This window comes from Halalkalibacter sp. APA_J-10(15) (assembly GCF_023017105.1).
Lineage (GTDB): Bacteria > Bacillota > Bacilli > Bacillales > Bacillaceae_D > Halalkalibacter.
This window is the reverse complement of sequence record NZ_JALKEV010000006.1, coordinates 124,641-147,521: the sequence shown is the minus strand read 5'-3', so window position 1 is coordinate 147,521 and position 22,881 is coordinate 124,641. Positions and strand designations below refer to the sequence as shown.

The following is a 22,881-nucleotide window of genomic DNA, read 5'->3' as shown; positions in this document are numbered from 1 at the left end:
ATGAGTAAGAGTTTTCTATTGGAAATTGGTTTGGAGGAATTGCCAGCACGATTTGTCACTCCTTCCATTAATCAATTAGAAGAAAAGGTAGCGGCCTGGTTAGATGAAAAACGTTTACAGTATAGTGATCTTCAAGCATATGCAACTCCTCGTCGATTAGCGATTCTTATTTCAAATTTAGATGAAACACAGCCTAATATTGAAGAAGAGGCAAAAGGACCAGCGAAGAAAATTGCCTATGATGAAGAAGGTAATTGGAGTAAAGCGGCACAGGGATTTGCTAGAGGGCAAGGAGTTAGTACTGATGATTTATTCTTTAAAGAGTTAAAGGGTGTCGAGTATATTTATGCTCATAAATTTATTGCTGGTAAACAAACAATGGAGCTATTACCCGAATTAAAGGAGATTATTACGTCTCTTCACTTCCCTAAAAATATGCGCTGGGGCTCACATTCATTAAAGTATGCTCGGCCAATCCAATGGCTTGTTGCCCTGTTTGGGAATGAGGTCGTGAAGTTCTCTATTACGGATATTGAAACAAATAACATAACTTACGGACATCGTTTTCTTGGACGCCAAGTGAAAATTGCGAGGCCGGAAGACTATAAAAGTTTGTTATTAGAACAGTTTGTTTACGTGGATGCGAATGAAAGAAAAGCTATTATTCGTCAACAGCTTGAGACAATAGAAAATGAAAAAAAATGGGTTATACCAGTGGATGACGATTTGTTAGACGAGGTCCATCATTTAGTTGAGTACCCAACAGCTTTGTTTGGGAGCTTTGATAAAGAGTTTCTTTCATTGCCTAAAGAAGTGTTGATTACTTCGATGCGTGAACATCAAAGGTATTTTCCTGTAGAAGACAAAGCAGGTCAACTGTTGCCCTACTTTGTCACTGTTCGTAATGGTAACCGAGATCATTTAGAGAATGTAGCTAAAGGAAATGAAAAAGTACTTCGGGCACGACTATCAGATGCGGCATTCTTTTATGCAGAGGATCAAAAGCTAGCGATCGACGATGCGCTCGCACAACTTGAGCAAATAGTTTATCATGAAGAATTAGGCTCGATTGCGGATAAGGTTCGACGTGTTCAAAAAGGGACTACGATCATTAGTCGGCTAGTAGCGGTTGACGATAAAACTAAGCAAGTAGCTGAACGTATTTCATCCATTGCTAAATTTGACCTTGTTACTCAAATGGTTGGTGAGTTTACCGAGTTACAAGGGCGAATGGGTGAAGTGTACGCAGAGTTTGCTGGTGAAGAAAAGGCTGTTGCTCACGGGATCTTCGAACATTATAAACCTCGCTATGCGGGTGATAATAGTCCGGATACGCTCGCTAGCGCCATTGTTAGTATGGCTGATAAGCTTGATACAATTGTCACGTGCTTTGCGATTGGCCTCGTTCCGACTGGATCACAGGACCCTTATGCGCTTCGACGCCAAGCTGCAGGTGTCGTTCAAATGCTGCGAGATTATGAGTTAAATGTAACGCTAGAACAATTATTGGTCCAAATTCTTGACATTGCCGAAGAAAAGAAGGTTTTAAAAAGGGATCGTGAAGAGGTCAAGCGTGAATTACAGCACTTCTTCCAGCTACGTGTAAGAGCAGCGTTACAAGAAGGTGGTATGGCGTATGATGTGATTGATGCTGTGTTAGCACAAGTAATAGGGCACATTCCAACAGTTGTAAAGAAGGCTCAAGTCATTTCAGAAAGACGTCAAAAAACTGATTTTAAAAATATGGTTGATGCATTAAGTCGGGTGACGAATATTTCAAAAAAGGCAACAAAATCTGGTTCAGTTTTAACAGATTTATTTGAAAAGGAAGAAGAACAGCATTTATATGAGGCATGTGTAACATTAGAGCAAGCGATAAATGAAGCATTATCAGTTGGTGAGGTGAATCAGGCTATAGATGCATTAAGCAGTATCACCCCAACGATTAATACTTACTTTGACAATATTATGGTCATGTCTGAAGTTCATGACATTCGAGAAAACCGATTGAATCAGATGGTGGCACTTGCCTCTGTCATACAATCTGTTGCCAATTTTCAAGAGCTTGTGTTTACTACGTAAATATTCGAGAAAAGGGAAGGGGGATAAGTAGTGGAAGGACATGAAACAAAGCCAATTGTTTATGTTGTCTCGGATTCAGTAGGAGAAACTGCTGAGCTCGTTGTAAAGGCGGCGGCAAGTCAATTTAATGGGGCTGGAATTGAAGTAAGAAGAATTCCGTTTGTCGATGATGAGGAAACAATTGTTGAAATTATTCAATTGGCTAAAAAGACACATGCTCTGATTGCTTTCACACTTGTTGTTCCTGAGGTTCGAGATTACCTTATTTTGAAGGCACGAGAGGAACGTGTACATGCTGTTGATATTATCGGGCCAATGTTACAAGAATTAAAATTATTAACTAATGTACATCCTCGTTCTGAACCTGGTCTTATTTATAAACTAGATGCAGATTACTTTCGTAAAGTAGAAGCAATTGAATTTGCGGTAAAATATGATGATGGTCGTGATCCAAGGGGGATTATGCGAGCGGATGTCGTTCTCATTGGTGTCTCGAGAACCTCAAAGACACCATTATCTCAATATTTGGCACATAAACAATTAAAAGTAGCGAATGTGCCTCTAGTACCAGAAGTTGAGCCTCCAAGGGAATTATTTGAAGTTTCTCCTAAAAAGTGTATAGGGTTAAAGATAAGCCCAGAAAAGCTGAATGGTATACGTGCCGAACGGTTAAAAGCGCTTGGATTAAAGGAAGACGCACATTATGCTAATATGGTTCGAATTAAAGAAGAACTAGCCTATTCTGATACGATTATGAAGCGTATTGGGTGTCCGGTTATTGACGTATCTAATAAAGCAGTCGAAGAAACAGCTAATTTAATTTCTAATATGTTTAGACAATAACAAGTGAAGAAAAATGAAACTAAATTTTTCGTCTTTAATATGGCATATTTGCAAAAAGATCAAATAAATTTAAAAAGTCAAGACTTATTCTTCGTTTTTTGGTAAAGATAGTAAAGGAAAACGAGCGGGGAAGAGATTATATTTTACAATCGACAAAAATCAACCAATTTCTTTACGATTGAAGCAGGAAATTTGAAAGGGATGTTGAATGATAGTAATATGAACATTTCACCAATCGTAGTATATGTTGATGCTGATGCATGTCCTGTGAAAAATGAAATCGTTGATTTGTGCAAAGCGTATGTAGTAGAAATGGTATTTGTATCCTCCTATGCGCATTTTTTGTCTTTACCAAAACCAGCAAAAATAGTTACGGTCGACGAAGAAAAAGAAGCAGTCGATTTATATGTAGCTAACCATGCAAAAAAAGGCGACATATGTGTGACACAAGACCATGCTCTAGCGTCATTATTGCTAGCTAAAGGTATGTATGTTTTGTCACCACGAGGTAAAGAATTCACGGAGAAAGATATGGATCAATTGTTAGATGTGCGCTTTCTTTCTCAAAAACAAAGGAGAATGGGAAGGCGTACGAAAGGACCAAAACCTTATAAACAGGAGGATCGAGATCAATTTAAGGCGAGCCTGAAAGAAATTTTAGAAAAAAAAGCAGGATTATAGCAAAAAAGCTCGAATAAATGCATGTTGGAGATGAATCAAATGACGACTCGTATTCCAGATTCAGTCATTGAACAAATCAGACGTTCTACTGATATTGTCGATGTAATCAGTGATCATGTTCAATTGAAAAAGCAAGGTCGACAATATAGTGGATTATGCCCATTCCATGGAGAGAAAACTCCTTCTTTTTCTGTATCACCTGATAAGCAATTGTATCATTGCTTTGGGTGTGGTGCTGGAGGAAATGCCTTTACCTTTTTAATGGAGCTAGAAAATTTGTCATTTGTTGAAGCAGCAGTTCAACTTGGGAAAAGAGCAAATATCGATGTTTCTATTGAAGGAACTCATTCAACGAATGTTTCTAAACCTCAGCAGAATATGAAAAAGGCACATAGCGTAGCTGCAAAAATGTATCATCATGTACTGATGCTGACTGAAGAAGGAAAACCAGGTCGAGAATACGTGGAAGAAAGAGGATTCACTAGAGAGCAGGTTGAATATTTTCAAATTGGCTTTTCACCAGATCGGTGGGATGCGTTATCGACGTTATTAACAAAGAGAAATTTTAATCAGGCAGAGATGGTTGAAGCTAGTTTATTAGGCGAACGTGAGTCAGACGGTGGGACATATGATCGATTTCGTAATAGGCTCATGTTCCCGATTTGGGATGCTAAAGGTCAAGTTATCGCGTTTGGTGGGCGAACGATATCAGACGAAAAACCAAAATATTTAAACAGCTCAGATTCAGCTATCTTTCATAAGAGTCAAACATTATATGGACTGCATTTAGCCAGGTCTTCAATACGAAAGCAAAGCTCTATTGTTTTGTTTGAAGGGTATGTGGATGTCATAGCTGCTTGGTCTGCTGGTGTAACGAACGGTGTAGCAACACTTGGGACAGCACTAACAGAAGAACAAGCTCGAATGATGCGCCGTAATGCAGAAATGGTGACTCTCTGTTATGATTCTGATGCGGCGGGATTAGAAGCGGCTTATAAGAATGCTTCAATCTTACAGAATGAAGGTTGTATCGTTAAGGTTGCCAAAATGCCTGACGGTTATGATCCCGATGACTACATTCAAGCGTTCGGTGCAGAACGTTTTAAAACGGATGTAATAGGGTCAAGTCTTACGTTAATGGCATTTAAAATGTTGTACTTACGGCAAGGTCGAAATCTTCAAGATGAATCTGAGCGAATGAGATATATTGAAGTGGTTCTAAGCGAAATTGCAAGCTTGAAAAAAGCTGTTGAACGAGATCATTATATTCGCCAGCTAGCTGATGAATTTTCTCTTTCATTAGAGGCATTGAAGCAAGAGCAATATCGCCTTTTTCGAGAAAAGAAGGGTCAATCAAAAAGAGAGAAGTCAGATGTTATCAACGTTAGAAAGCAAGTGTTTGAAACAAAGAAGCTCTTGCCAGCATATCAAAATGCAGAGCGGATATTACTAGCACACATGTTAAGAGACGAACATGTTGCTGAAGTTGTCCAAAGTCGACTCGGTGGTGCTTTTAATGTTGATGAGCATCAAGCTTTAGCTGCTTATTTATTTGCTTATTATGCTAAAGGCTATGAGGCTGACCCTAGTTTGTTTATCCAGCAGTTGACGGATGAACAACTGACAAGATTAGCAACTGAGCTTACTTTGCTTAGTGTCAATGATGAATATGACGAACGAGAGCTTGATGATTACATGAGATGGATTGAAACTTATCCAAAACGGGTAGAGTTACAGCAGAAGGAACTTGAAGTGAAGAAAGAAAAGGATCCAATAAAAGCAGCAATGATGCTTACAGAAATTCAACGACTGAAGCAGATGCTGTAAGAAAGTTAAATTAAGCGTTGGTTGGAACAATGGAAGGAGGGGATCGAATGACTGATAAGCCATTACGTCCGTTAGCGGAAGGTGAATTATCAATCGATCAAGTGAAAGAACAATTAGTAGAGCTAGGGAAAAAGCGCGGTGTGTTAACATATACCGAAATTACAGAGAAATTAGCCGCTTTTGACCAGGATTCGGAACAAATGGATGAATTTTTTGAATACCTTGGAGAGCAAGGTGTTGAAATTTCCAATGATTCTGATGATGTTGTGCCAAGTCTGCAACAGACTGAGAAAGAGGAAGAATTTGATCTTAATGATTTAAGTGTTCCTCCTGGTATAAAAATAAATGATCCTGTTCGTATGTATTTAAAGGAAATTGGTCGAGTACCGCTTTTGTCAGCTGAAGAAGAAATTGAACTTGCAAAGAGAATTGAGCAAGGAGATGAAGAAGCGAAACGCCGATTAGCTGAAGCTAATTTACGTCTTGTTGTTTCTATTGCGAAGCGTTATGTTGGTCGTGGTATGCTTTTCCTTGACTTAATACAAGAAGGCAATATGGGTTTAATTAAGGCTGTTGAGAAATTTGACTATGATAAAGGGTTTAAATTTAGTACGTACGCAACATGGTGGATTCGTCAAGCGATTACTCGTGCGATTGCAGATCAAGCAAGAACGATTCGAATTCCCGTTCATATGGTTGAAACGATTAATAAGCTTATTCGTGTGCAACGGCAATTGCTACAAGATTTTGGTCGTGAGCCTACCCCTGAAGAAGTGGCAGAGGAGATGGAATTAACTCCTGAAAAGGTTCGTGAGATTCTTAAAATAGCCCAAGAGCCTGTATCATTGGAAACACCAATTGGTGAAGAGGATGATTCACACTTAGGAGATTTCATTGAAGATCAGGAGGCTTTAGCTCCGTCAGATGCTGCAGCATATGAACTTTTGAAAGAACAATTAGAGGATGTACTAGATACATTAACTGATCGTGAAGAAAATGTGCTCCGTCTGCGTTTTGGTTTAGACGATGGTCGAACACGTACACTTGAGGAAGTTGGGAAAGTGTTCGGGGTTACTCGTGAAAGAATTAGACAAATTGAAGCGAAAGCACTTCGAAAGCTTCGTCACCCTAGTCGAAGTAAACGATTAAAGGATTTCTTAGAATAAGCTCTAGGTTAAAAGGAGTAATAGGTAGATCACAAGTGGCTGTTCTCTTTTAAACAAAAGAACAGTCCTTTTCTTTTAAATCCAGGAGGAGAACATGAGGAAAGAGCGAAAAGAAATCGTTATTCAAGAAATTAAGCATTGGCGAAATTCTAAGCTGTTACCAGAGCATTATTGTGATTTTTTATTAACCTTATATATGGAAGGAGAAGGAGCTAGTGAAAAAGGCTTCTTTAAAAAATTCACTCTAATTCCGTTAATAATGGTGTACGCTATGTTTTTGTTAACAGCTCTTATCTTTTATTTTACTCAATTTCCATTATTATTGCAAATCGGAATTGCGATTATTTTTACTGTAGCTATTTTTATGATTGCTAAGCAAGTCGAACAGCATTCATTAGTACTCGCTCGTCTATATCAATTAATGGCTGTGATGATTGTTTATTTATTGATGATGCAAATAGGCTTTGCCATAATGGAAAATCATATGCTTGTTTTAGGATTGGCAACACTCATAAATGGGTTAATCTGGGCATTAATAGGTTGGAAATGGAAATCAAAATTATTTTTCCTTTCTGGAGTAATGGCTTTCATTTTAGCGATTGTCATCTATATTCGATAAAAGAGTGACAAAAAAAGCAAAACTAGAGACAATCCCTTTTCTTTCATTTCATTTTACAGTAGAATGAGATAGGGAATTATTAACGTCTTCATAACTTGACGAGCTTTCATTACAATTGAAGGAGGATATGACATTGAAAGGAAAACCACTATTACCTTTTGCTATAACAGCAATTGTTGGAATTTTATTAATGGTAGCCCTATCATTTTGGGCGATGGATCAACGAGCACAAATGGATTCAGACGAAGAAGCAGAAGAAGAGATTGTCATTGATGACCCAATCGTAGCAGGAGAAGAATTATATTCACGTTCATGTATTTCCTGTCATGGCGGAGATTTAGCGGGGACATCTGGTCCTGCATTGAATGCTCTTGAAGGAGAACTAACAGCCGAAGAGATCGTTGATATTATTCATACAGGACCTGGTACGATGCCTGCTTTTGATAATTTGAGTGATCTAGAGGCAGATGCGATTGCACAATATTTATTATCAGAGTCTGAATAATGAGAAGGGGGTATTTTAAAAGGGAGGGATCCTTTTTGAAATACCTTTTCTTTTCCTATAAAAGAGTGTTTAAAAGACACAAAAAATATATTCGCGGGCACTGAAAAAGGAAAGGAGGGATATGCTGTGAATGCAATTCAATTGTCAGAACGGTTGTTGGCAGTTGCTAAGGAAGTTCCAGAAGGTGCTATGTTAGCAGACATTGGTTCAGATCATGCTTACTTACCGTGTTATTTAAGCCTGCACAATAAAGTGAAATTTGCAGTGGCAGGAGAAGTGAATGAAGGGCCTTATCAATCAGCTAAAGCTCAAGTGAAACGTTTACGTTTAGAGAAAGATGTTTCTGTGCGAAAGGGCGACGGCTTAAATGTCATGATGTCAGGTGAAGTTGATGTCATTACAATTTGCGGAATGGGGGGAGGACTCATTTCAACGATATTAGAAGAAGGAAAGGATAAGCTTGACGGGGTTTCAAGGCTCATTTTACAACCAAATGTAACAGCACATCTAGTTCGTAACTGGCTAAGAAGACGAAATTGGAAGCTTATTCATGAATCAATTATAGAAGAAGATGGTAAGATTTATGAAATCCTTGTAGCTGAACGTGGAGATGATCAAGAGATATATTTAGACAATGAAGAAGTGAAAATGCTAGTAGGTCCGTATTTAATGAAAGAAAAATCATCTGTCTTCAGGAAAAAGTGGGAGCTTGAAATTGAAGGCTGGAAACGTATTATACGATCACTTGAAAAAGCAAAGCAGGAAGATAAGGAAATACAAAGAAAGAAAATGGAACTAAAGAAAACAATTGAGATGGTAGAGGAGGTCATTCAATGAAACCGTTAAATGGACAAGTGCTTATTCAAGAGTTTGAGGCGTGGTCACCGAAATCCTATGCAGTTGAAGGGGATAGAAATGGATTAATGATTGGTACATTAAACAAGCCGATTTGCAAGGTTATGGTGGCACTGGACGTACTTGAAGAAGTAATCGATGAAGCGATTAATGAAAAGGTGGATTTAATTGTTGCGCATCATCCACTTTTGTTTAGACCGTTAAAGAAAATTGATACAGATACACCTCATGGCCGAATTGTTGAAAAAGCGATAAAGCATGATATTACGATTTATGCAGCTCATACAAACTTGGATGTGGCTCCAGGTGGTGTGAATGATAGGATGGCTGAGGCATTAGGGTTAAAAAATATAGATGTATTGGCCCCTACACAGTCCGTTGATTTAATAAAGTTAGCTGTTTTTGTACCGGAAAGTCATGAAGAGGATATACGACGTGCTTTAGGGGAAGCAGGAGCAGGGAACATTGGCGATTATAGTCATTGCAGTTACTCCTCTAAAGGTATCGGTCGTTTCCTACCTGGTGATAGTACGAACCCGCATATTGGTGAACGCGGAAAGCTAGAGGAAGTGAAAGAGGTGAAAATTGAAACAATTCTTCCAGTGACTATGAAGAAGAGGGTGCTCAATGCAATAATAAAAGCTCATCCGTATGAAGAGCCTGCTTATGACATTTATCCACTTGATAACACAGGTAATGTGTTAGGGTTAGGGCGAATTGGAGTATTGGAGAAGGAAATTTCTTTGGAAGTCTTTGCGGAACATGTTAAGCAAGTATTTAGTGTGAAAGGTGCGCGTGTCGTTGGTGACCTTCAAACTCCGATCAAAAAAGTAGCTGTTTTAGGTGGAGATGGAAATAAATACATAAATCATGCGGTTTTTAAAGGAGCAGATGTTATCGTAACGGGTGATGTATACTATCATGTTGCTCATGATGCTATGATGGCTGGTTTATCCGTTGTTGATCCTGGTCACAATGTAGAGAAAATTATGAAGGAGTCCGTTAAACACTTCTTTGAAAATGTTATTCACGAGAAAAAAGCTTCAACGGAAGTAATCGCATCAAAAATACATACAGATCCATTTCAATTTGTGTAAAATGGATAGGATGCCAAGTTAACTCATCTGTAGTAAAAACGCATTGAGAAATGACTCTCAATAGCGTTTTTACGTTTTCGCTTATTTTTTGTTGATAACACTTGGGAAGGTGTTCCTCAGTTTGTCCAAGGAAACCCATTAAGAGTCAATGCTTATTTCAATTTTACCTTAGGCAGAATTTTCTTGAGATTAATCTCGCGTTGTGTTTCCCATGTCACTTCTTTACTTACATCATAATGTTCTAAAAAGGTAATAACTGCTTTCGTTATAGGAGTAGGTGTAGAAGCTCCTGAAGTAACTCCAACAGTCTCGACGTTTGAAAGCCACTCCAATTTCAATTCAGATAAATCTCCAATTCGATAAGCCTTCGTACCAGCAATTTGTTCAGATACTTGAGCTAAACGATTTGAATTGTTACTCTTAGGATCACCTACTACTATTACAAGGTCGCACTCCTTAGCTTGTTCGGCAACAGCTTCTTGACGAACTTGAGTGGCTAAACAGATTTCATTATGAACTTCAGCATGGGGGTATAGCTCCATCGCTTTTTTCATAATGTCACTTACATCCCATTGACTCATTGTCGTTTGATTTGTAATGATGATTTTAGAAGAGCTTAGGTGCAATGTTTCTACATCCTCCACAGATTCTACTAAATGGACTGCTTGTGGAGCAACCCCTATGGCGCCTTCGGGTTCAGGATGCCCTTTTTTTCCAACATAAATGAACTCATACCCTTCAGCTTGCTTTTCTTTAATGAGATCATGAGTACGGGTTACATCAGGGCACGTTGCATCTACGACTGTTAAGCCTTTTTCTTTTGCTAGCTTACGGACTTCTGGAGAAACCCCATGAGCCGTGAAGATGACTGTACCTTTATTAACTTTTTGTAAAATGTCTAATCGGTTTGGTCCATCTAATGAGATGATTCCTTCCTCAGAAAATGCATCTGTTACATGCTTATTGTGGACAATCATTCCGAGAATATAAATAGGGCGAGGTAAATCTAGGTTTGCTGCTGCTTGGCGAGCAAGAACCATTGCATCGACAACGCCGTAACAGTAGCCTCTTGGAGATATTTTCTTAACATTCATAGCTTTTGGCCTCCTCGTTGTTTTCCAACGGTATACAAAGACAATAGAGATGCTCCAATGATTAGTTGAAACATCTCTATGCTTATTTATTCTTTTAGTATAAAGGAGTTTATCGAATGTGACAATCCTTACGCTTGTTTCATTTCAAGTAAAGCATCATCAATAAATTCATATGCTTGCTCTTCAGACATATCATTGACAAGAACAAGCTCACTTGCAATCATCTGTCGGGCTTTTTGCAGGTGATTCCGATCTTGAATATGGAGACCGTTTGCTCTTTCTGTCTGTTTACGTGAAAGAGACGATATTAAGTGTGCAGCATCGATGATACTACCACTTTTTAATAAATTTTCGGTTTCGCGAGAGAAATGACTTGTAGTTGGCGGTAAGTCAGGTCCATTTTGTAAGGCTTCTATAAGTGAATCTAGTTCGGATTGATCAATCACCTTTCGTAAACCAGAATCATTAATACGGTTTTCAGGGAGCATTAACGTCACATCAACTAGTGGAAAATGAAGAATGTAGTAGGAAAGGATTTCACCTAATACGTCTTTCTCTTCAATATCCTTTATTGTTCCAGCTCCGTGGAAAGGGTAGACAACATGGTCGCCGACATTAAACATGGGCATTCCTCCAATCGAGTATTACCTTTATTATACCAAAAAAAATACAAAAAGTAAATTTTACTACTGATAGGGTTTGTTTGTCAATTACTAAATTTTAAAAAGTCTATTCTATTCATATGCAAAATTCATTTAAATATACAATTTTGGAGCAGGAATTCCATTGATTGTTGTTTTTTTGTTTGATTGTTTAGACGGTTTGGACGTAACCTCTACTTCTTCTTTTACTGTAACGGGCGTGGTTCCCTCTGAATCGGCGGTAGAGGTGTTATGATCTTCCACACCTTCGTTGCCGGATACTGTTTCGCCGTCATCAGAACTATCAGAACTTCTCATAATCTTCCATATCATCGGCATATTGCGGATTAAAGGGCCATATTGTTGAACCATTGGCATGACTTGTTGTGTTAGACCGACTATACGTTGAGCATTTGTAAGCATTGTTGTTAAATTCATTCCACTACCTGTGGCAGATGAAAGGCCACTTCCCATTAAGCCTCCCATTGTTTGAGAAGCTCCGCCACCTAAACCGAAAAGACGTGATAAAAGCCCACCACCACCTCCACCCGATAAAAGTGAACCTGCTGCTGACCCAGGGAAAGATGGAGGAGGGGTTGGTGGAATCATACCACTTGTCATAGCTGATTGCATAGGAATTGAGCCAAATGGTGGTCCAAATTGATGCATAATCGAAACTCCTTTCAATAGACATTTATTAAATAAAAGAGCAGTAAGTCATTCTGTGAAGAGTGTCTGCTTCGTACGTTACACGTGGATATGAAGTTAGGTCACGTTTTTAGCAACTCAGAATCATTATAGTGATTACCTGCGACGCAATTAAGAAAAGCTGCTACTCCAATTTTCTTATCAGATTCCTTATAAATAGTTATATGCATATGTGATACTTGCTGTGATTATAGCCAAGCTATAAAAGAGTATGGTAAAATGAACTATTGCGATGATGCAGGAGAAAGTGGGAATTGATATGAAAGCAGATAATTTTAAACGATTTAACCTAAAATCATATTTAATTGAAGCGTTAAGTGAACAAGGGTTTCAGCTTCCAACAGATATTCAAGAGCGGCTTATCCCGGCAATTAAGAGTGGAAAAGACGTGATTGGACAATCTCAAACCGGAACAGGAAAGACGTTGGCTTTTCTATTACCGATCATTGATAAGATTGATTTAGCAAGACATGAAGTACAAGCTGTCATTACAGCGCCTACAAGAGAGTTAGCATCTCAGCTTTTTAATGAGTTAAAGAATCTCGTTGATGTCGCAAACGAGGAACAGCGTGTTCATGTAAAGTTATTAGTCGGTGGTACGGATCGACAGCGAATTGTTGAAGGGATGAAAGTACAGCCTCAAATAGTCGTAGGCACGACAGGTCGATTAGCTGATTTAGTGCAAGATCAAGTTCTTCATGTTCATACAGCAAAAATGCTTGTTGTCGATGAAGCTGATCAAATGCTCGATATGGGCTTTATTGATGATGTGGATCGAGTTGCATCTAGGATGGACGAACAGTTGCAAATGATGGTGTTTTCTGCGACCATTCCTGAAAAGCTACAGCCTTTCTTGAAAAAATATATGAATGATCCACGTCATGTACAAGTTCAACCTAATCAAGTGGCAGCGAAAAAAATAGAACATCGAATTGTACCGTTACGTCATCGAGCTAAATTAGACTTTGTTGCTGAGTTAGCGAAATCAATTAATCCATATTTAGCGATTATATTCACAAATACGAAGGAACAAGCTGATGAGGTTGCAAATAGGCTGCTGCATGAGGGCCTAAATGTAGAGAAATTGCATGGCGGGTTACAACCGAGAGCACGAAAACAAGTGATGAGACTTGTTAATGAGGTGAAGGTTCAATATTTAGTTGCAACGGATCTAGCAGCAAGAGGTATTGATATTAAAGGAGTAAGTCATATTATTAATTATAATTTGCCTCAAGATTTAGATTTTTATATTCATCGTGTTGGCCGAACGGCGCGTGCTGGTGCAGATGGTATTGCTTTTACTATTTTTGAATCAGAGGATCAACAGGCGATTGAGAAGCTATTAAAGAGAGGTATTTCATTTACGTACGCTGATTATAAGCAAGGAAACTGGATCATGCTAGATCGACCACCATTAGGGGTTCCTGGAAAGAGAAAAAGTATAAATCGTCAAACAGAAGATAGCCGTCCACATAAAAAAGTGGAGAAGGTTAATACAGGTGGAAAAGCTGTTGCTAAGCCAAAAAGAGTAAAACCAGGATATAAGAAAAAAGCAAAGCGATTACAGGATGAACAAGCAAGGCGAAAAAGAAGACAGAAAAAATAGCAATGCCTAAAGGGAGAGAGAAATGATGACATTGAAAATTGGTTCACACGTATCCATGAATGGAAAGAAAATGCTATTAGGTGCAAGTGAAGAAGCTGTATCATATGGCGCTACGACGTTTATGATCTATACAGGTGCTCCGCAAAATACAAGAAGAAAAGCCATTGATGAATTAAATATAGAAGCAGGACAAGAGCATATGAAACAAAATGGCATGTCCGACATTGTCGTTCATGCACCGTATATTATTAATATTGGAAATACAACTAAACCAGAAACATTTGAATTGGGAGTTCGGTTTTTGCGTTCTGAAATTGAACGGACAGAGGCGCTAGGCTCAAAGCAAATTGTTCTGCATCCAGGCGCTCATGTTGGAGCAGGTTCAGAAGCAGGAATTGAAAAGATTATCTCAGGATTAAATGAAGTATTTGAAGAAAAGCGTGATGTCCAAATTGCTTTAGAAACAATGGCAGGGAAAGGTTCTGAATGTGGGCGCTCATTTGAAGAATTAGCTGCTATTATGGATGGTGTTACTCATAATGAGAGGTTATCTGTTTGTTTTGATACATGTCATACACACGATGCGGGTTACAACATTGTAGAAGATTTTGATGGTGTATTAGATCAGTTTGACCGCATTATTGGATTAGATCGATTAAAAGTATTACATGTAAATGATAGTAAAAATGAAAGAGGAGCAGCGAAAGATCGTCACGAAAATATCGGCTTTGGTCATATTGGTTATAAAGCACTTCATTATATTGTGCACCACCCACAATTAAAAGACGTTCCAAAAATTTTGGAAACGCCATATGTTGGTGAAGATAAGAAAAACAAAAAACCACCATATAAGCATGAAATTGAAATGTTAACAAAAGGTGAATTTGAAAATAGTTTGCTTGAAAAAATTATCGGTGCAAATGGATAGTGATATCCCATTTAAAAATAAAAAACGTTTAGTCTATGCGAGGAAGCGGACTAAACGTTTTTTTATAAAAATGAAAACGTTATATTTTACAGAAGTGGTTACGGAGAAATCAAAGAAGATCCAAGTGAATTCGCGGGTGGTAATCGCTTCACTCGTTACACGATATTTGAAAGAACCCAAATTCATAACAACCCTTAAAATCGTTGTAACGGCTTCGCACAACGCCTATAGAAATTGCTTTAAAAGCTGCTGAATGACGGATGTGACATATGGATCGACTTCCGTTTGGAGACGATGTAGCATGCGTTCGAGTTGTGCTTGGTCAGCGACATTAATATGTTCTGAACGTAAAATAGTGATCACTTTATCTGCTTGTGATTTACTTAAAGCAACGTTATATTGCTTTGCTAATTGAATAAGTTCAGGTGATGTGATCGAATTAACTTTCTGATTAACAAGCTGTTGCATAATACTATTCATCAGGACACCTCTTTCAACATACTTAATGATAAAATGGGCTACGCTTATGTGTTTAGTATATGAAAACGATCATAAATGGTGATTTAATCAAAGAGTATAATTCGAAAAACTAGAAATAATTTAAGTAAAAAAAAGGATTTTCTAGAAAGTTAGTCGAAAGTTTATTAATGAATACATGTGCATGTATAGCCTTGTTAATTTGTGGAATGTGATAGAAATTGCTTTACAAAGGTAAAAAAAGGAGTGCGATATTTAATGGATGCATCTCATATGAATTCGATCATATCCATAAAAAAAGGTCATTCGAATGAACCAGACTACAAGTTGATGGAGTATCTTGGCATTCCTTATCTTGAAGTAAATAACCAGCTGTATATTGTTAAATGTCATGATTCGGTTTTAGAATCGTTACGTCTTGAAGAAAATAATGTTGTACACAAATCATTAACTGAAATGGAATTAAGTCATCCGATTTTTTCAGCTATGAAAACTGCTACAAAAAAAGTATTGATGAGTGGGGAACGTGTGACAGTAGAATGTGAACTAGAAGAAAATCTTTACTCTGTGAAAGCATTACCTTACTCGATGGATCGTGTGATCATTTGTATAGAAGACAAAAGTTTACAAAAGCAGTTTCAAAATTTATTAACCTTTCATCATCAAATGGAAGCGGTGTCACATATTGCTGCAGGTGTTGCTCACGAATTACGTAATCCATTATCGGTCATCAAAGGATTTATGCAGCTATCTAATTTAACAAATGATTATGAAAAATATTATTCCACGATTTTATCTGAACTTGATCGTATGAATGCGATTATAGAAGATTTTCTTTCGGTATCAAAGAAGAAAAGTGGTCGAAATATTCATTCACCATTGGATATTATGCAGTCATTAGTCGAGATTATGAAATCAGAATGTTTATTGCATAACGTTCATTTATCGTATCAATTTATTGAGTCAGAGGTTAAAGTTCTTGTAAATGAATCAATGATTAAGCAAGTCATGTTAAATCTTTTACGAAATGCAATTGAAGCTTTTGAACAGGAGCACGTAGAACGCAGGTTGCATATTCAGACTACTTTGAATAACGAATACTATACGATTTCAGTTGAGGACAATGGAAAAGGTATTCCTGAGGACGTTCTTGCTCAAATCGGTCGCCCTTTTTTCACAACTAAAAAAAGTGGAACGGGTATTGGAGTGGCCCTTTGTAAAAAAATTGTTGAGGATCATGGTGGTAGCTTTCAAATTAAAAGTACGTATAATGTAGGTACAACGGTGACTATTACTATACCAACACATATGGAAAGGGAAAGCCAATAAATAAGAAAAGCAAAGACGGAGGAACCGTCTTTGCCTATTCAGCGTCGCTTATAAAAAAACGGGAAGCCATTTCATAGAAGTACAGTTGACTTTGTATCGGTTGCTTTTGAGCGGGGCGTTCGATGTATTGATAATCTCCATCGGGTTTTTGTTCACGTGCTTTCATATTATCCATTAAGGTGAGTTCTAAAATATCTTTAATTCGCGCTTGTATGGAAGGTGAGATAATCGGAAAGAGAATTTCGATTCTTTTTTCCATATTGCGTGTCATCCAATCTGCCGAAGACAGATAGAACCTTTCGTCTCCGCCATGATGAAAATAAAAAATACGGCTATGCTCAAGAAAACGGTCAACGATACTGATCACACGAATATTTTCACTCACATCTTCGATACCTGGGCGAAGACAGCAAGTTCCTCTTACTATTAAATCTATTTCTACTCCGGCTTGAGAAGCTTCATATAGCTTTAAAATCAACGGTTTGTCAGTAAGTGAATTCATTTTGGCGATAATTCGTCCGTTTCCTGATTCGAGATGAGCTTGAATCTCTTGTTCTATAAGCATGACGAACGTATCGCGAATATCAAGTGGAGCGGTAGATAGAAAGTGCCAATTAGGCTTTTCGCTATAGCCGCTTAAATGATTAAAAAAATTCGTTGCATCAATACCAATCTTCTCATTTGAAGTTAATAGCCCCATGTCGGTATATAGCTTTGCCGTCGAATCATTATAATTACCAGTACCTAAATGAACAAATCTTTGAATTTGTCCGTGATCATGACGTACAACGAGCGTAATTTTACTATGTGTCTTTAAGCCAGTAATGCCATAAATGACGTGAACGCCAGCTTTTTCTAGTTTTTTTGCCCATTGAATATTATTCTCTTCATCAAAGCGTGCTTTTAACTCGACTAGGACGGTCACTTGTTTTCCATTTTCTGCAGCGAGTGCTAATGCGTGAATGATCGGTGAATCGCCACTCACACGATAGAGCGTTTGTTTAATGGCTAATACATTTGGATCATCAGCCGCTTTAGTCATGAAATCAACGACAGGCTGAAAGGACTCATATGGATGATGTAAGAAAATATCTTTTTTTGAGATAGCATCAAAAATATCTTCTTCACCAATTAAATCCTCTGGAGGTTGTGGAATCCATGTTTCATTGGCTAAATGCTCATGTTCTATAGATAGTTGTTTATAAAGCTTAAATAAAAAGGTAAGATCTAAAGGCCCTTGTAACGAATAAATATCATTCTCGTGCAATTCAAGTACATCTTGAAGCAAATGCAGAACATTTTGATCCATCATTCCTTCTTGCATTTCAAGGCGGACTGCCTCGCCCCATTTTCGTTTTTTTAATTCCTTTTCAATTTCACTTAACAAGTCTCGTGCCCCCTCTTCATGAATCGTTAAATCGGCATTTCTTGTTATTCGAAAAGGTGAAACGGACTTCACAGTATATCCCTTGAATAATTGATAAATAAAATGGCTAATGACATGTTCAAGTAATATATATTGTTCCTTACCTTTTGTTTCAGGTAGCTGTATATATCTTGTTAGTACTGCAGGAACTTGAACGATAGCGAGCTGATCACGGTCTGATTGACCATGCTTCGTTAATAAGACAGCGAGGTTTAAGCTCTTATTAAGAAGCATTGGAAAAGGTCGATAGGCGTCTATTGCCATTGGTGTTAAAACTGGGAAAATGTAGTGCTGAAACTTATCCTCTAGGAAGGAAAGTTGTTCAACATCACATTCATCAATAGATAAGAATTGAAATCCTTCATGGTAAAGCATCGGTAGCAATGTTTCAGTAAACACGTTATCTTGTAATTGCACTAATGCGTGATTTTTTTTCGAGATGCGACTAAGCTGCTGCTTAGGTGTTAATCCAGCCTTGTTTTCTGGTTTATTAAATCCTGCCTTTACTTGGTCTTGGAGTCCAGCCACTCTGACCATAAAAAATTCATCAAGATTTGAGCTAAATATGGCTAAAAATTTAAGTCGTTCTAACAAAGGGTTTCGCTCATCAATAGCTTCTTCTAATACACGTTCATTAAATGCAAGCCAACTTAATTCTCGATTGTTATAATAAGCTGGGTTTTCAAGGTCTATCATTATTTTTTTAGTATCATTTTGACTTTGCACCATGTAACTCAACCTTCCTCTACAGTTCATTACTTCATTTTAACATTCGATTGTAAATTTTATGTAAAGATTAGTGAGATAGAACGGTAGCCTCTTGAAAATGTAAGGCAAAGGAGTGTTTTAGCGCTTTTTCTAAATGTTTTATATATTTGTCTGCGTAAAATTGCTCAAAGTAAGGGTCATTCTTATAAATAATAGGAATGACGTAGCCTGTTTTACCTTTTTTTATTTGTCCGATATCGATAATGGCTTTTTGATGTGTACAATCAAGGACATAAGCGATTTTTAAAATAGCACCTAATGTTTCATATAATTTCAAATGGGTCTTAGATAAAAGTTTTTTGAAAGGCTTCGCGTATGCTTGTAACTGAGATTTTGATTTGAAGGAAGCAAGTAAAGCGATCGCGAGCCGTTCCTGATGACTTAAACCATCAATGGTCATGTTTGTTAGCAAGTAAAACGTATTTTGACTACTCATTTCCTGATTAATGTATTGCCCCATATAAAAAACATTCGCTCCATAACGAAGGATGCGCAAGGTTTCATCTTCATTATGGTTCACCATAAGAGGTGAGAGTTGTTCATATAATTTCTTTGCGATGAAATGAATTTGATTAGCTTGATTCAATTGTATTTCGTAGGATTTTGCTAATTGAAATAAACTTTCCTCAGCGACATTAGGAAAAAAGGTTGTTTCCATCTTACGTAGTAATTCTTCATAAAAGACACCGTCTCTTAATCCTTTACGACTCATAATGAATGTTTCGGCTTTAACATAATGAACAATGGATGCAATTACTTCAGCTGCAGGTATAATAATGTCCGCTCGATCTTTTGATAAACCATCAATCGTTAAACGCTGTTCGTAATTCGTTCGTTGAAGCTGTTGGTTCAACTGCATGAGTTCGCTTGTAGGGTATTCATATTGATGGATACCCGTAAGTGGATATTGTGATTGCCTCTGGTGTATCAAAGATAAATTACGAGCACTCCCGCCAATGCCGATAACAGATTGGACTGTTAGTGACTTTAGCCACGATAAGGACTTGAGTTGATTTAAGATGAACCTTCGTAATAGCTGAATTTGTTTCGATTGCGACCGATCAGAAGAAAAGAACTGCTTTTGCAACGTAACGGCTCCAAATGGAAAGCTATGATAGTAAACGAGCTTTCTGTTATGAAAATAAGTAATCTCTGTACTTCCACCACCGATATCAATCGTAAGTCCGGTTTCAATTGACATCGAATTAACGACTGCTAAGTAACCATAAAAAGCCTCTTCATATTCAGATAAAATTTGGATGTCGAGGTTTAGTTTCTTTTTTATTAATTTGATAATTTCTTGTTTATTTTCAGCTTTGCGCATCGCAGCAGTAGCAATAATCTGCACATTTTTAATTCGGTGAGCGTTCAAAATGGTTTGGAAACGAGATAACGTATCAAGAATCAATTGAATCCCATTATTTGATAAAATACCTTGATCATCAAGGTGAGAGCTTAATCGTGCAACGGTTTTAAAATTATATAGCTCCTTATAACGTCCATTTTTTTCAATTTCATTTATGACAAGACGTATCGAATTCGATCCCATATCAACGATCGCAAATAAAGTAGACATACTAGCACTCCTAACCAAATCAGTTTTCAATAAAATGAAGGAACTTTTCATTAGTATAGCTTATGGGTGGACAGATGACAAAAAAGGTCTATAATAGGAAAGGATACAATTTAAATCGTAATTATTCTTACTCAATTATATGAATAAAGAAGGTGGACAAAGATGACGAAACAGCAATTAAATGAAGCCATAAAAATGAATCAAGTTTCTTTTCGTTACGATCATCGAAACGTCCTTGAGGATATATCTTTTACTGTACGGAGGGGAGCCTTTTTAGGATTAGTTGGACCAAATGGCTCTGGTAAATCTACACTTATTAAGTTAATGCTTGGCTTGTTACCGATGCAACAAGGTCAAATAGAATTGTTCGGTACGAAAGTGTCTAAATTTCGTATGTGGGATAAAATTGGGTTTGTTTCACAAAAGGCTAACAGTTTTAATAGTGGTTTTCCTGCTACTGTATTTGAGGTCGTATCAATGGGATTGTATGGAAAAGTGGGGATGTTTCGTTTCTTAACAAAAGCGCATAGGCAAAAAGTTAGAGAGACGGTTGAAATAGTAGGAATGAGTGAATATCTTCACCAAAATATTGGCGAACTTTCTGGGGGTCAGCAGCAGCGTGTCTTTATCGCTCGTGCCTTAGTTAGTGATCCTGAGCTTCTTATTCTTGACGAACCGACAGTTGGTGTTGATGTGAAAAGTGTACAGCAATTTTATTCCTTACTTGATCAATTAAATTGTGAAAAAGGCATTACATTGATTATGGTGACTCATGACATTGGGGCAATGACTAATCATGTAACAGATGTTGCCTGTCTTAATAAGTCTCTTCATTTTCATGGCAACACAGCTGATTTTGAAGCCAATCAAGACTTATCGGCCTTTTATGGTCATGACGTACATTTGCTCACTCATAATCATGGGGGTCATTAACGAAATGGTTGAGTTGTTTTTACGGTACGAGTTTCTACAAAATGCACTATATGCAGGAATATTAATTGGTTTTTTGGCTCCGCTATTAGGTGTCTTTCTTGTTGTGAGGAGACTCTCTCTTATTGCAGATGCCTTATCTCATATTGCGCTAGCTGGAATTGCTGCAAGTTTATTTATCGGTAAGACATGGCCTCAGCTTCCTGTTGTTGGTCCTTATTCGATGGGGATGTTCTTTTCGGTTATTGGCTCATTGCTAATTGAAAAGCTGAGAACAGCGTATACGTATTATAAAGAAATTGCGATACCAATTATTTTATCAGGTGGTATTGGGTTAAGTGTTGTTTTTCTTTCATTAGCAAATGGTTTTAATAATGATTTGTTTCAATATTTATTTGGAACTGTTATGGCAGTCAGTAGACAAGATGTATGGACAATAACTGTCATTACAGGCTTTGTCTTTATTGTGATTGTACTATTTTTTAAGGAATTATTCTTTTTATCCTTTGATGAAGATCAAGCCATTGTGTCAGGAATTAATCGAAAGCTCGTTCATTTTATTTTTATTGTGATGGTGGCTTTAGTCATTGTTGTTTCAATGAGAATCGTCGGAATTTTACTCGTATCAGCACTTATGACGTTACCTGTTGCAGCAGCGATGCGATTTGCAAAAGGCTTTAAGCAATTATTTGTTTATTCGATCGTATTTGGTGAGCTTTCAGTTATTGTTGGTCTTATTTCAGCCTTTTATCTCGATGTTGTACCTGGTGGAATGATTGTGATGGTGGCTGTTTGTATCTTACTTCTTTCACTAACGGTAAAAACGACAATCAAGAGAAAGAAGGTCGACTTATATGATTGAATTATCATTTATTGAACGTGGGATCGTTGCAGGAGTGATCATTGGGTTGATAGCACCAATTATTGGTTCGTTTTTACTCGTTCGAAGAGTGTCTGTTATTTCAGAATCGATTTCACATATTACGTTAACAGGAATATCAGCAGGTGTTTTATTAGGAACGATGAGTCATTGGTTTTCATCTGTTAGTCCTATTTTCTTCGGTTTATTGTTTGCGATAGTAGGGGCTCTGTTGACAGAACGGCTACGATTGATTTATAAGGATTTTCAGGAATTAGCTGTTCCAATCATTTTGTCTACAGGGATTGGATTGAGTGCAATTTTCATTAGCTTAGCAAGGACGGGCTATCAGGAATGGTATTCGTACTTGTTTGGAAGCATTGTCAGTGTAACAATGGGTGACATCTATTTTATTTTAGCAACGACAATTGTGATCTTATCGGTTGTTTTACTTTTATACAAAGAGTTTATTTCCGTATCATTTGATCACGAGTTCGCAAAAACATCAGGAATTCCTGTACGAGCAATCAATTTAATTTTTGCCATTTTAACAGCATTTATGATTTCGATGTCGATTAAAGTCGTCGGTATTTTGTTAATAGGCGCTTTGATTGTCATTCCCGTGGCAACGAGTATTCAATTAGCGAAAAGCTTTAAGCAACTCCTTTTATATGGGATTATCTTTGCTGAACTTGCTGTATTAATGGGCATGTACCTTTCTTATCAGTTTATGATTGCTACAGGTGGGATGATCGTGATTGTTGCTTTGTTTATTCTTACTTTGGTGTTAGTATATAAGAAAGGAAAGCAGGTACTATTTAAATAAATCGTCAATTATATACAGGCTACATCGGTAAGAGGAGT

21 protein-coding genes are annotated in these 22,881 nt (G+C 37.5%); 15 read left to right on the top strand and 6 right to left on the bottom strand.

Annotated features, from left to right (window positions below; all coding sequences use genetic code 11):
* The 9 genes from glyS (at position 1) to MW695_RS09250 (ending at position 9,675) form a co-directional block, all read left to right on the top strand.
* Entirely contained in the window at positions 1–2,082 is a 2,082-nt protein-coding gene (glyS, locus tag MW695_RS09290) for a glycine--tRNA ligase subunit beta (protein ID WP_247105029.1), read from the top strand.
* Between the two features lie 30 nt (positions 2,083–2,112).
* Entirely contained in the window at positions 2,113–2,925 is an 813-nt protein-coding gene (locus tag MW695_RS09285; protein ID WP_247105028.1) for a pyruvate, water dikinase regulatory protein, read from the top strand.
* A 201-nt stretch (positions 2,926–3,126) separates the two neighbouring features.
* A complete protein-coding gene (locus MW695_RS09280; protein ID WP_247105027.1) occupies positions 3,127–3,606 on the top strand; it encodes a YaiI/YqxD family protein in 480 nt (159 codons plus the stop codon).
* A 39-nt stretch (positions 3,607–3,645) separates the two neighbouring features.
* Complete coding sequence (dnaG, locus tag MW695_RS09275; protein ID WP_247105026.1) at positions 3,646–5,433, top strand: DNA primase; 1,788 nt, start codon at positions 3,646–3,648, stop codon at positions 5,431–5,433.
* 47 nt (positions 5,434–5,480) lie between these two features.
* On the top strand, positions 5,481–6,599 hold the full coding sequence (gene rpoD / locus MW695_RS09270) for an RNA polymerase sigma factor RpoD (RefSeq protein ID WP_247105025.1): 1,119 nt from the start codon (positions 5,481–5,483) through the stop codon (positions 6,597–6,599).
* Positions 6,600–6,693: 94 nt separating this feature from the next.
* Entirely contained in the window at positions 6,694–7,218 is a 525-nt protein-coding gene (locus tag MW695_RS09265) for a hypothetical protein (protein ID WP_247105024.1), read from the top strand.
* Positions 7,219–7,351: 133 nt separating this feature from the next.
* Positions 7,352–7,723, top strand: a complete 372-nt coding sequence (locus tag MW695_RS09260; RefSeq protein WP_247105023.1) for a c-type cytochrome — start codon at positions 7,352–7,354, stop codon at positions 7,721–7,723.
* Between the two features lie 126 nt (positions 7,724–7,849).
* Positions 7,850–8,560 (top strand): tRNA (adenine(22)-N(1))-methyltransferase, encoded by a 711-nt coding sequence (locus MW695_RS09255; RefSeq protein ID WP_247105022.1) that lies wholly within the window; start codon positions 7,850–7,852, stop codon positions 8,558–8,560.
* Positions 8,557–9,675 carry a Nif3-like dinuclear metal center hexameric protein gene (locus MW695_RS09250; RefSeq protein WP_247105021.1) on the top strand — a complete coding sequence of 373 codons (1,119 nt, stop codon included), beginning with the start codon at positions 8,557–8,559 and terminating at the stop codon, positions 9,673–9,675. The genes MW695_RS09255 and MW695_RS09250 overlap by 4 nt, the downstream gene beginning before the upstream one ends.
* A 152-nt stretch (positions 9,676–9,827) precedes the next feature.
* On the opposite strand, the gene MW695_RS09245 is transcribed toward MW695_RS09250, so the two are convergent.
* The 3 genes from MW695_RS09245 to MW695_RS09235 all read right to left on the bottom strand — a co-directional run bounded on the left by MW695_RS09245 (position 9,828) and on the right by MW695_RS09235 (position 12,079).
* The gene (locus MW695_RS09245; protein WP_247105020.1) at positions 9,828–10,769 is read right to left on the bottom strand and encodes a 4-hydroxy-3-methylbut-2-enyl diphosphate reductase; all 942 of its coding nucleotides are present in this window, start codon (positions 10,767–10,769) and stop codon (positions 9,828–9,830) included.
* A 128-nt stretch (positions 10,770–10,897) separates the two neighbouring features.
* Complete coding sequence (locus tag MW695_RS09240; protein ID WP_035343596.1) at positions 10,898–11,392, bottom strand: CarD family transcriptional regulator; 495 nt, start codon at positions 11,390–11,392, stop codon at positions 10,898–10,900.
* A gap of 132 nt (positions 11,393–11,524) precedes the next feature.
* Positions 11,525–12,079, bottom strand: a complete 555-nt coding sequence (locus MW695_RS09235; RefSeq protein ID WP_247105019.1) for a YqfQ family protein — start codon at positions 12,077–12,079, stop codon at positions 11,525–11,527.
* Between the two features lie 298 nt (positions 12,080–12,377).
* On the opposite strand from MW695_RS09235, the gene MW695_RS09230 reads away from it, so the two are divergent.
* A complete protein-coding gene (locus MW695_RS09230) occupies positions 12,378–13,724 on the top strand; it encodes a DEAD/DEAH box helicase (RefSeq protein ID WP_247105018.1) in 1,347 nt (448 codons plus the stop codon).
* A 25-nt stretch (positions 13,725–13,749) separates the two neighbouring features.
* A complete protein-coding gene (locus MW695_RS09225) occupies positions 13,750–14,652 on the top strand; it encodes a deoxyribonuclease IV (protein ID WP_247105113.1) in 903 nt (300 codons plus the stop codon).
* 225 nt (positions 14,653–14,877) lie between these two features.
* Here the strand turns inward: MW695_RS09225 and MW695_RS09220 are convergent, their stop codons facing one another.
* Positions 14,878–15,132: a DUF2624 family protein gene (locus MW695_RS09220; protein WP_247105017.1), complete on the bottom strand. Its 255-nt coding sequence runs from the start codon at positions 15,130–15,132 to the stop codon at positions 14,878–14,880.
* A 255-nt stretch (positions 15,133–15,387) separates the two neighbouring features.
* On the opposite strand from MW695_RS09220, the gene MW695_RS09215 reads away from it, so the two are divergent.
* Positions 15,388–16,458: a two-component system sensor histidine kinase NtrB gene (locus tag MW695_RS09215; protein WP_247105016.1), complete on the top strand. Its 1,071-nt coding sequence runs from the start codon at positions 15,388–15,390 to the stop codon at positions 16,456–16,458.
* Between the two features lie 34 nt (positions 16,459–16,492).
* Here MW695_RS09215 and MW695_RS09210 read toward each other — a convergent pair whose 3' ends face one another.
* Positions 16,493–18,613, bottom strand: a complete 2,121-nt coding sequence (locus MW695_RS09210; protein ID WP_247105015.1) for an RNA degradosome polyphosphate kinase — start codon at positions 18,611–18,613, stop codon at positions 16,493–16,495.
* Positions 18,614–18,680: 67 nt separating this feature from the next.
* On the bottom strand, positions 18,681–20,228 hold the full coding sequence (gene ppx / locus MW695_RS09205) for an exopolyphosphatase (protein ID WP_247105014.1): 1,548 nt from the start codon (positions 20,226–20,228) through the stop codon (positions 18,681–18,683).
* Positions 20,229–20,390: 162 nt separating this feature from the next.
* On the opposite strand from ppx, the gene MW695_RS09200 reads away from it, so the two are divergent.
* The 3 genes from MW695_RS09200 to MW695_RS09190 are packed head-to-tail and all read left to right on the top strand — an operon-like array spanning position 20,391 to position 22,843.
* Positions 20,391–21,161: a metal ABC transporter ATP-binding protein gene (locus MW695_RS09200; RefSeq protein WP_247105013.1), complete on the top strand. Its 771-nt coding sequence runs from the start codon at positions 20,391–20,393 to the stop codon at positions 21,159–21,161.
* Between the two features lie 4 nt (positions 21,162–21,165).
* On the top strand, positions 21,166–22,020 hold the full coding sequence (locus MW695_RS09195; protein WP_247105112.1) for a metal ABC transporter permease: 855 nt from the start codon (positions 21,166–21,168) through the stop codon (positions 22,018–22,020).
* The gene (locus MW695_RS09190) at positions 22,013–22,843 is read left to right on the top strand and encodes a metal ABC transporter permease (protein WP_247105012.1); all 831 of its coding nucleotides are present in this window, start codon (positions 22,013–22,015) and stop codon (positions 22,841–22,843) included. The genes MW695_RS09195 and MW695_RS09190 overlap by 8 nt, the downstream gene beginning before the upstream one ends.
* Positions 22,844–22,881 lie beyond the last annotated feature (38 nt).

Bases quoted from the DNA above. Each gene is read 5' to 3' on its own strand.
- glyS (WP_247105029.1), top strand. From the start codon at position 1: ATGAGTAAGAGTTTTCTATTGGAAATTGGTTTGGAGGAATTGCCAGCA.
- MW695_RS09280 (WP_247105027.1), top strand. From the start codon at position 3,127: ATGTTGAATGATAGTAATATGAACATTTCACCAATCGTAGTATATGTT.
- dnaG (WP_247105026.1), top strand. From the start codon at position 3,646: ATGACGACTCGTATTCCAGATTCAGTCATTGAACAAATCAGACGTTCT.
- rpoD (WP_247105025.1), top strand. From the start codon at position 5,481: ATGACTGATAAGCCATTACGTCCGTTAGCGGAAGGTGAATTATCAATC.
- MW695_RS09265 (WP_247105024.1), top strand. From the start codon at position 6,694: ATGAGGAAAGAGCGAAAAGAAATCGTTATTCAAGAAATTAAGCATTGG.
- MW695_RS09250 (WP_247105021.1), top strand. From the start codon at position 8,557: ATGAAACCGTTAAATGGACAAGTGCTTATTCAAGAGTTTGAGGCGTGG.
- MW695_RS09245 (WP_247105020.1), bottom strand. From the start codon at position 10,769: ATGAATGTTAAGAAAATATCTCCAAGAGGCTACTGTTACGGCGTTGTC.
- MW695_RS09240 (WP_035343596.1), bottom strand. From the start codon at position 11,392: ATGTTTAATGTCGGCGACCATGTTGTCTACCCTTTCCACGGAGCTGGA.
- MW695_RS09235 (WP_247105019.1), bottom strand. From the start codon at position 12,079: ATGCATCAATTTGGACCACCATTTGGCTCAATTCCTATGCAATCAGCT.
- MW695_RS09230 (WP_247105018.1), top strand. From the start codon at position 12,378: ATGAAAGCAGATAATTTTAAACGATTTAACCTAAAATCATATTTAATT.
- MW695_RS09225 (WP_247105113.1), top strand. From the start codon at position 13,750: ATGACATTGAAAATTGGTTCACACGTATCCATGAATGGAAAGAAAATG.
- MW695_RS09220 (WP_247105017.1), bottom strand. From the start codon at position 15,132: ATGAATAGTATTATGCAACAGCTTGTTAATCAGAAAGTTAATTCGATC.
- MW695_RS09215 (WP_247105016.1), top strand. From the start codon at position 15,388: ATGGATGCATCTCATATGAATTCGATCATATCCATAAAAAAAGGTCAT.
- MW695_RS09210 (WP_247105015.1), bottom strand. From the start codon at position 18,613: ATGGTGCAAAGTCAAAATGATACTAAAAAAATAATGATAGACCTTGAA.
- ppx (WP_247105014.1), bottom strand. From the start codon at position 20,228: ATGTCTACTTTATTTGCGATCGTTGATATGGGATCGAATTCGATACGT.
- MW695_RS09200 (WP_247105013.1), top strand. From the start codon at position 20,391: ATGACGAAACAGCAATTAAATGAAGCCATAAAAATGAATCAAGTTTCT.
- MW695_RS09195 (WP_247105112.1), top strand. From the start codon at position 21,166: ATGGTTGAGTTGTTTTTACGGTACGAGTTTCTACAAAATGCACTATAT.
- MW695_RS09190 (WP_247105012.1), top strand. From the start codon at position 22,013: ATGATTGAATTATCATTTATTGAACGTGGGATCGTTGCAGGAGTGATC.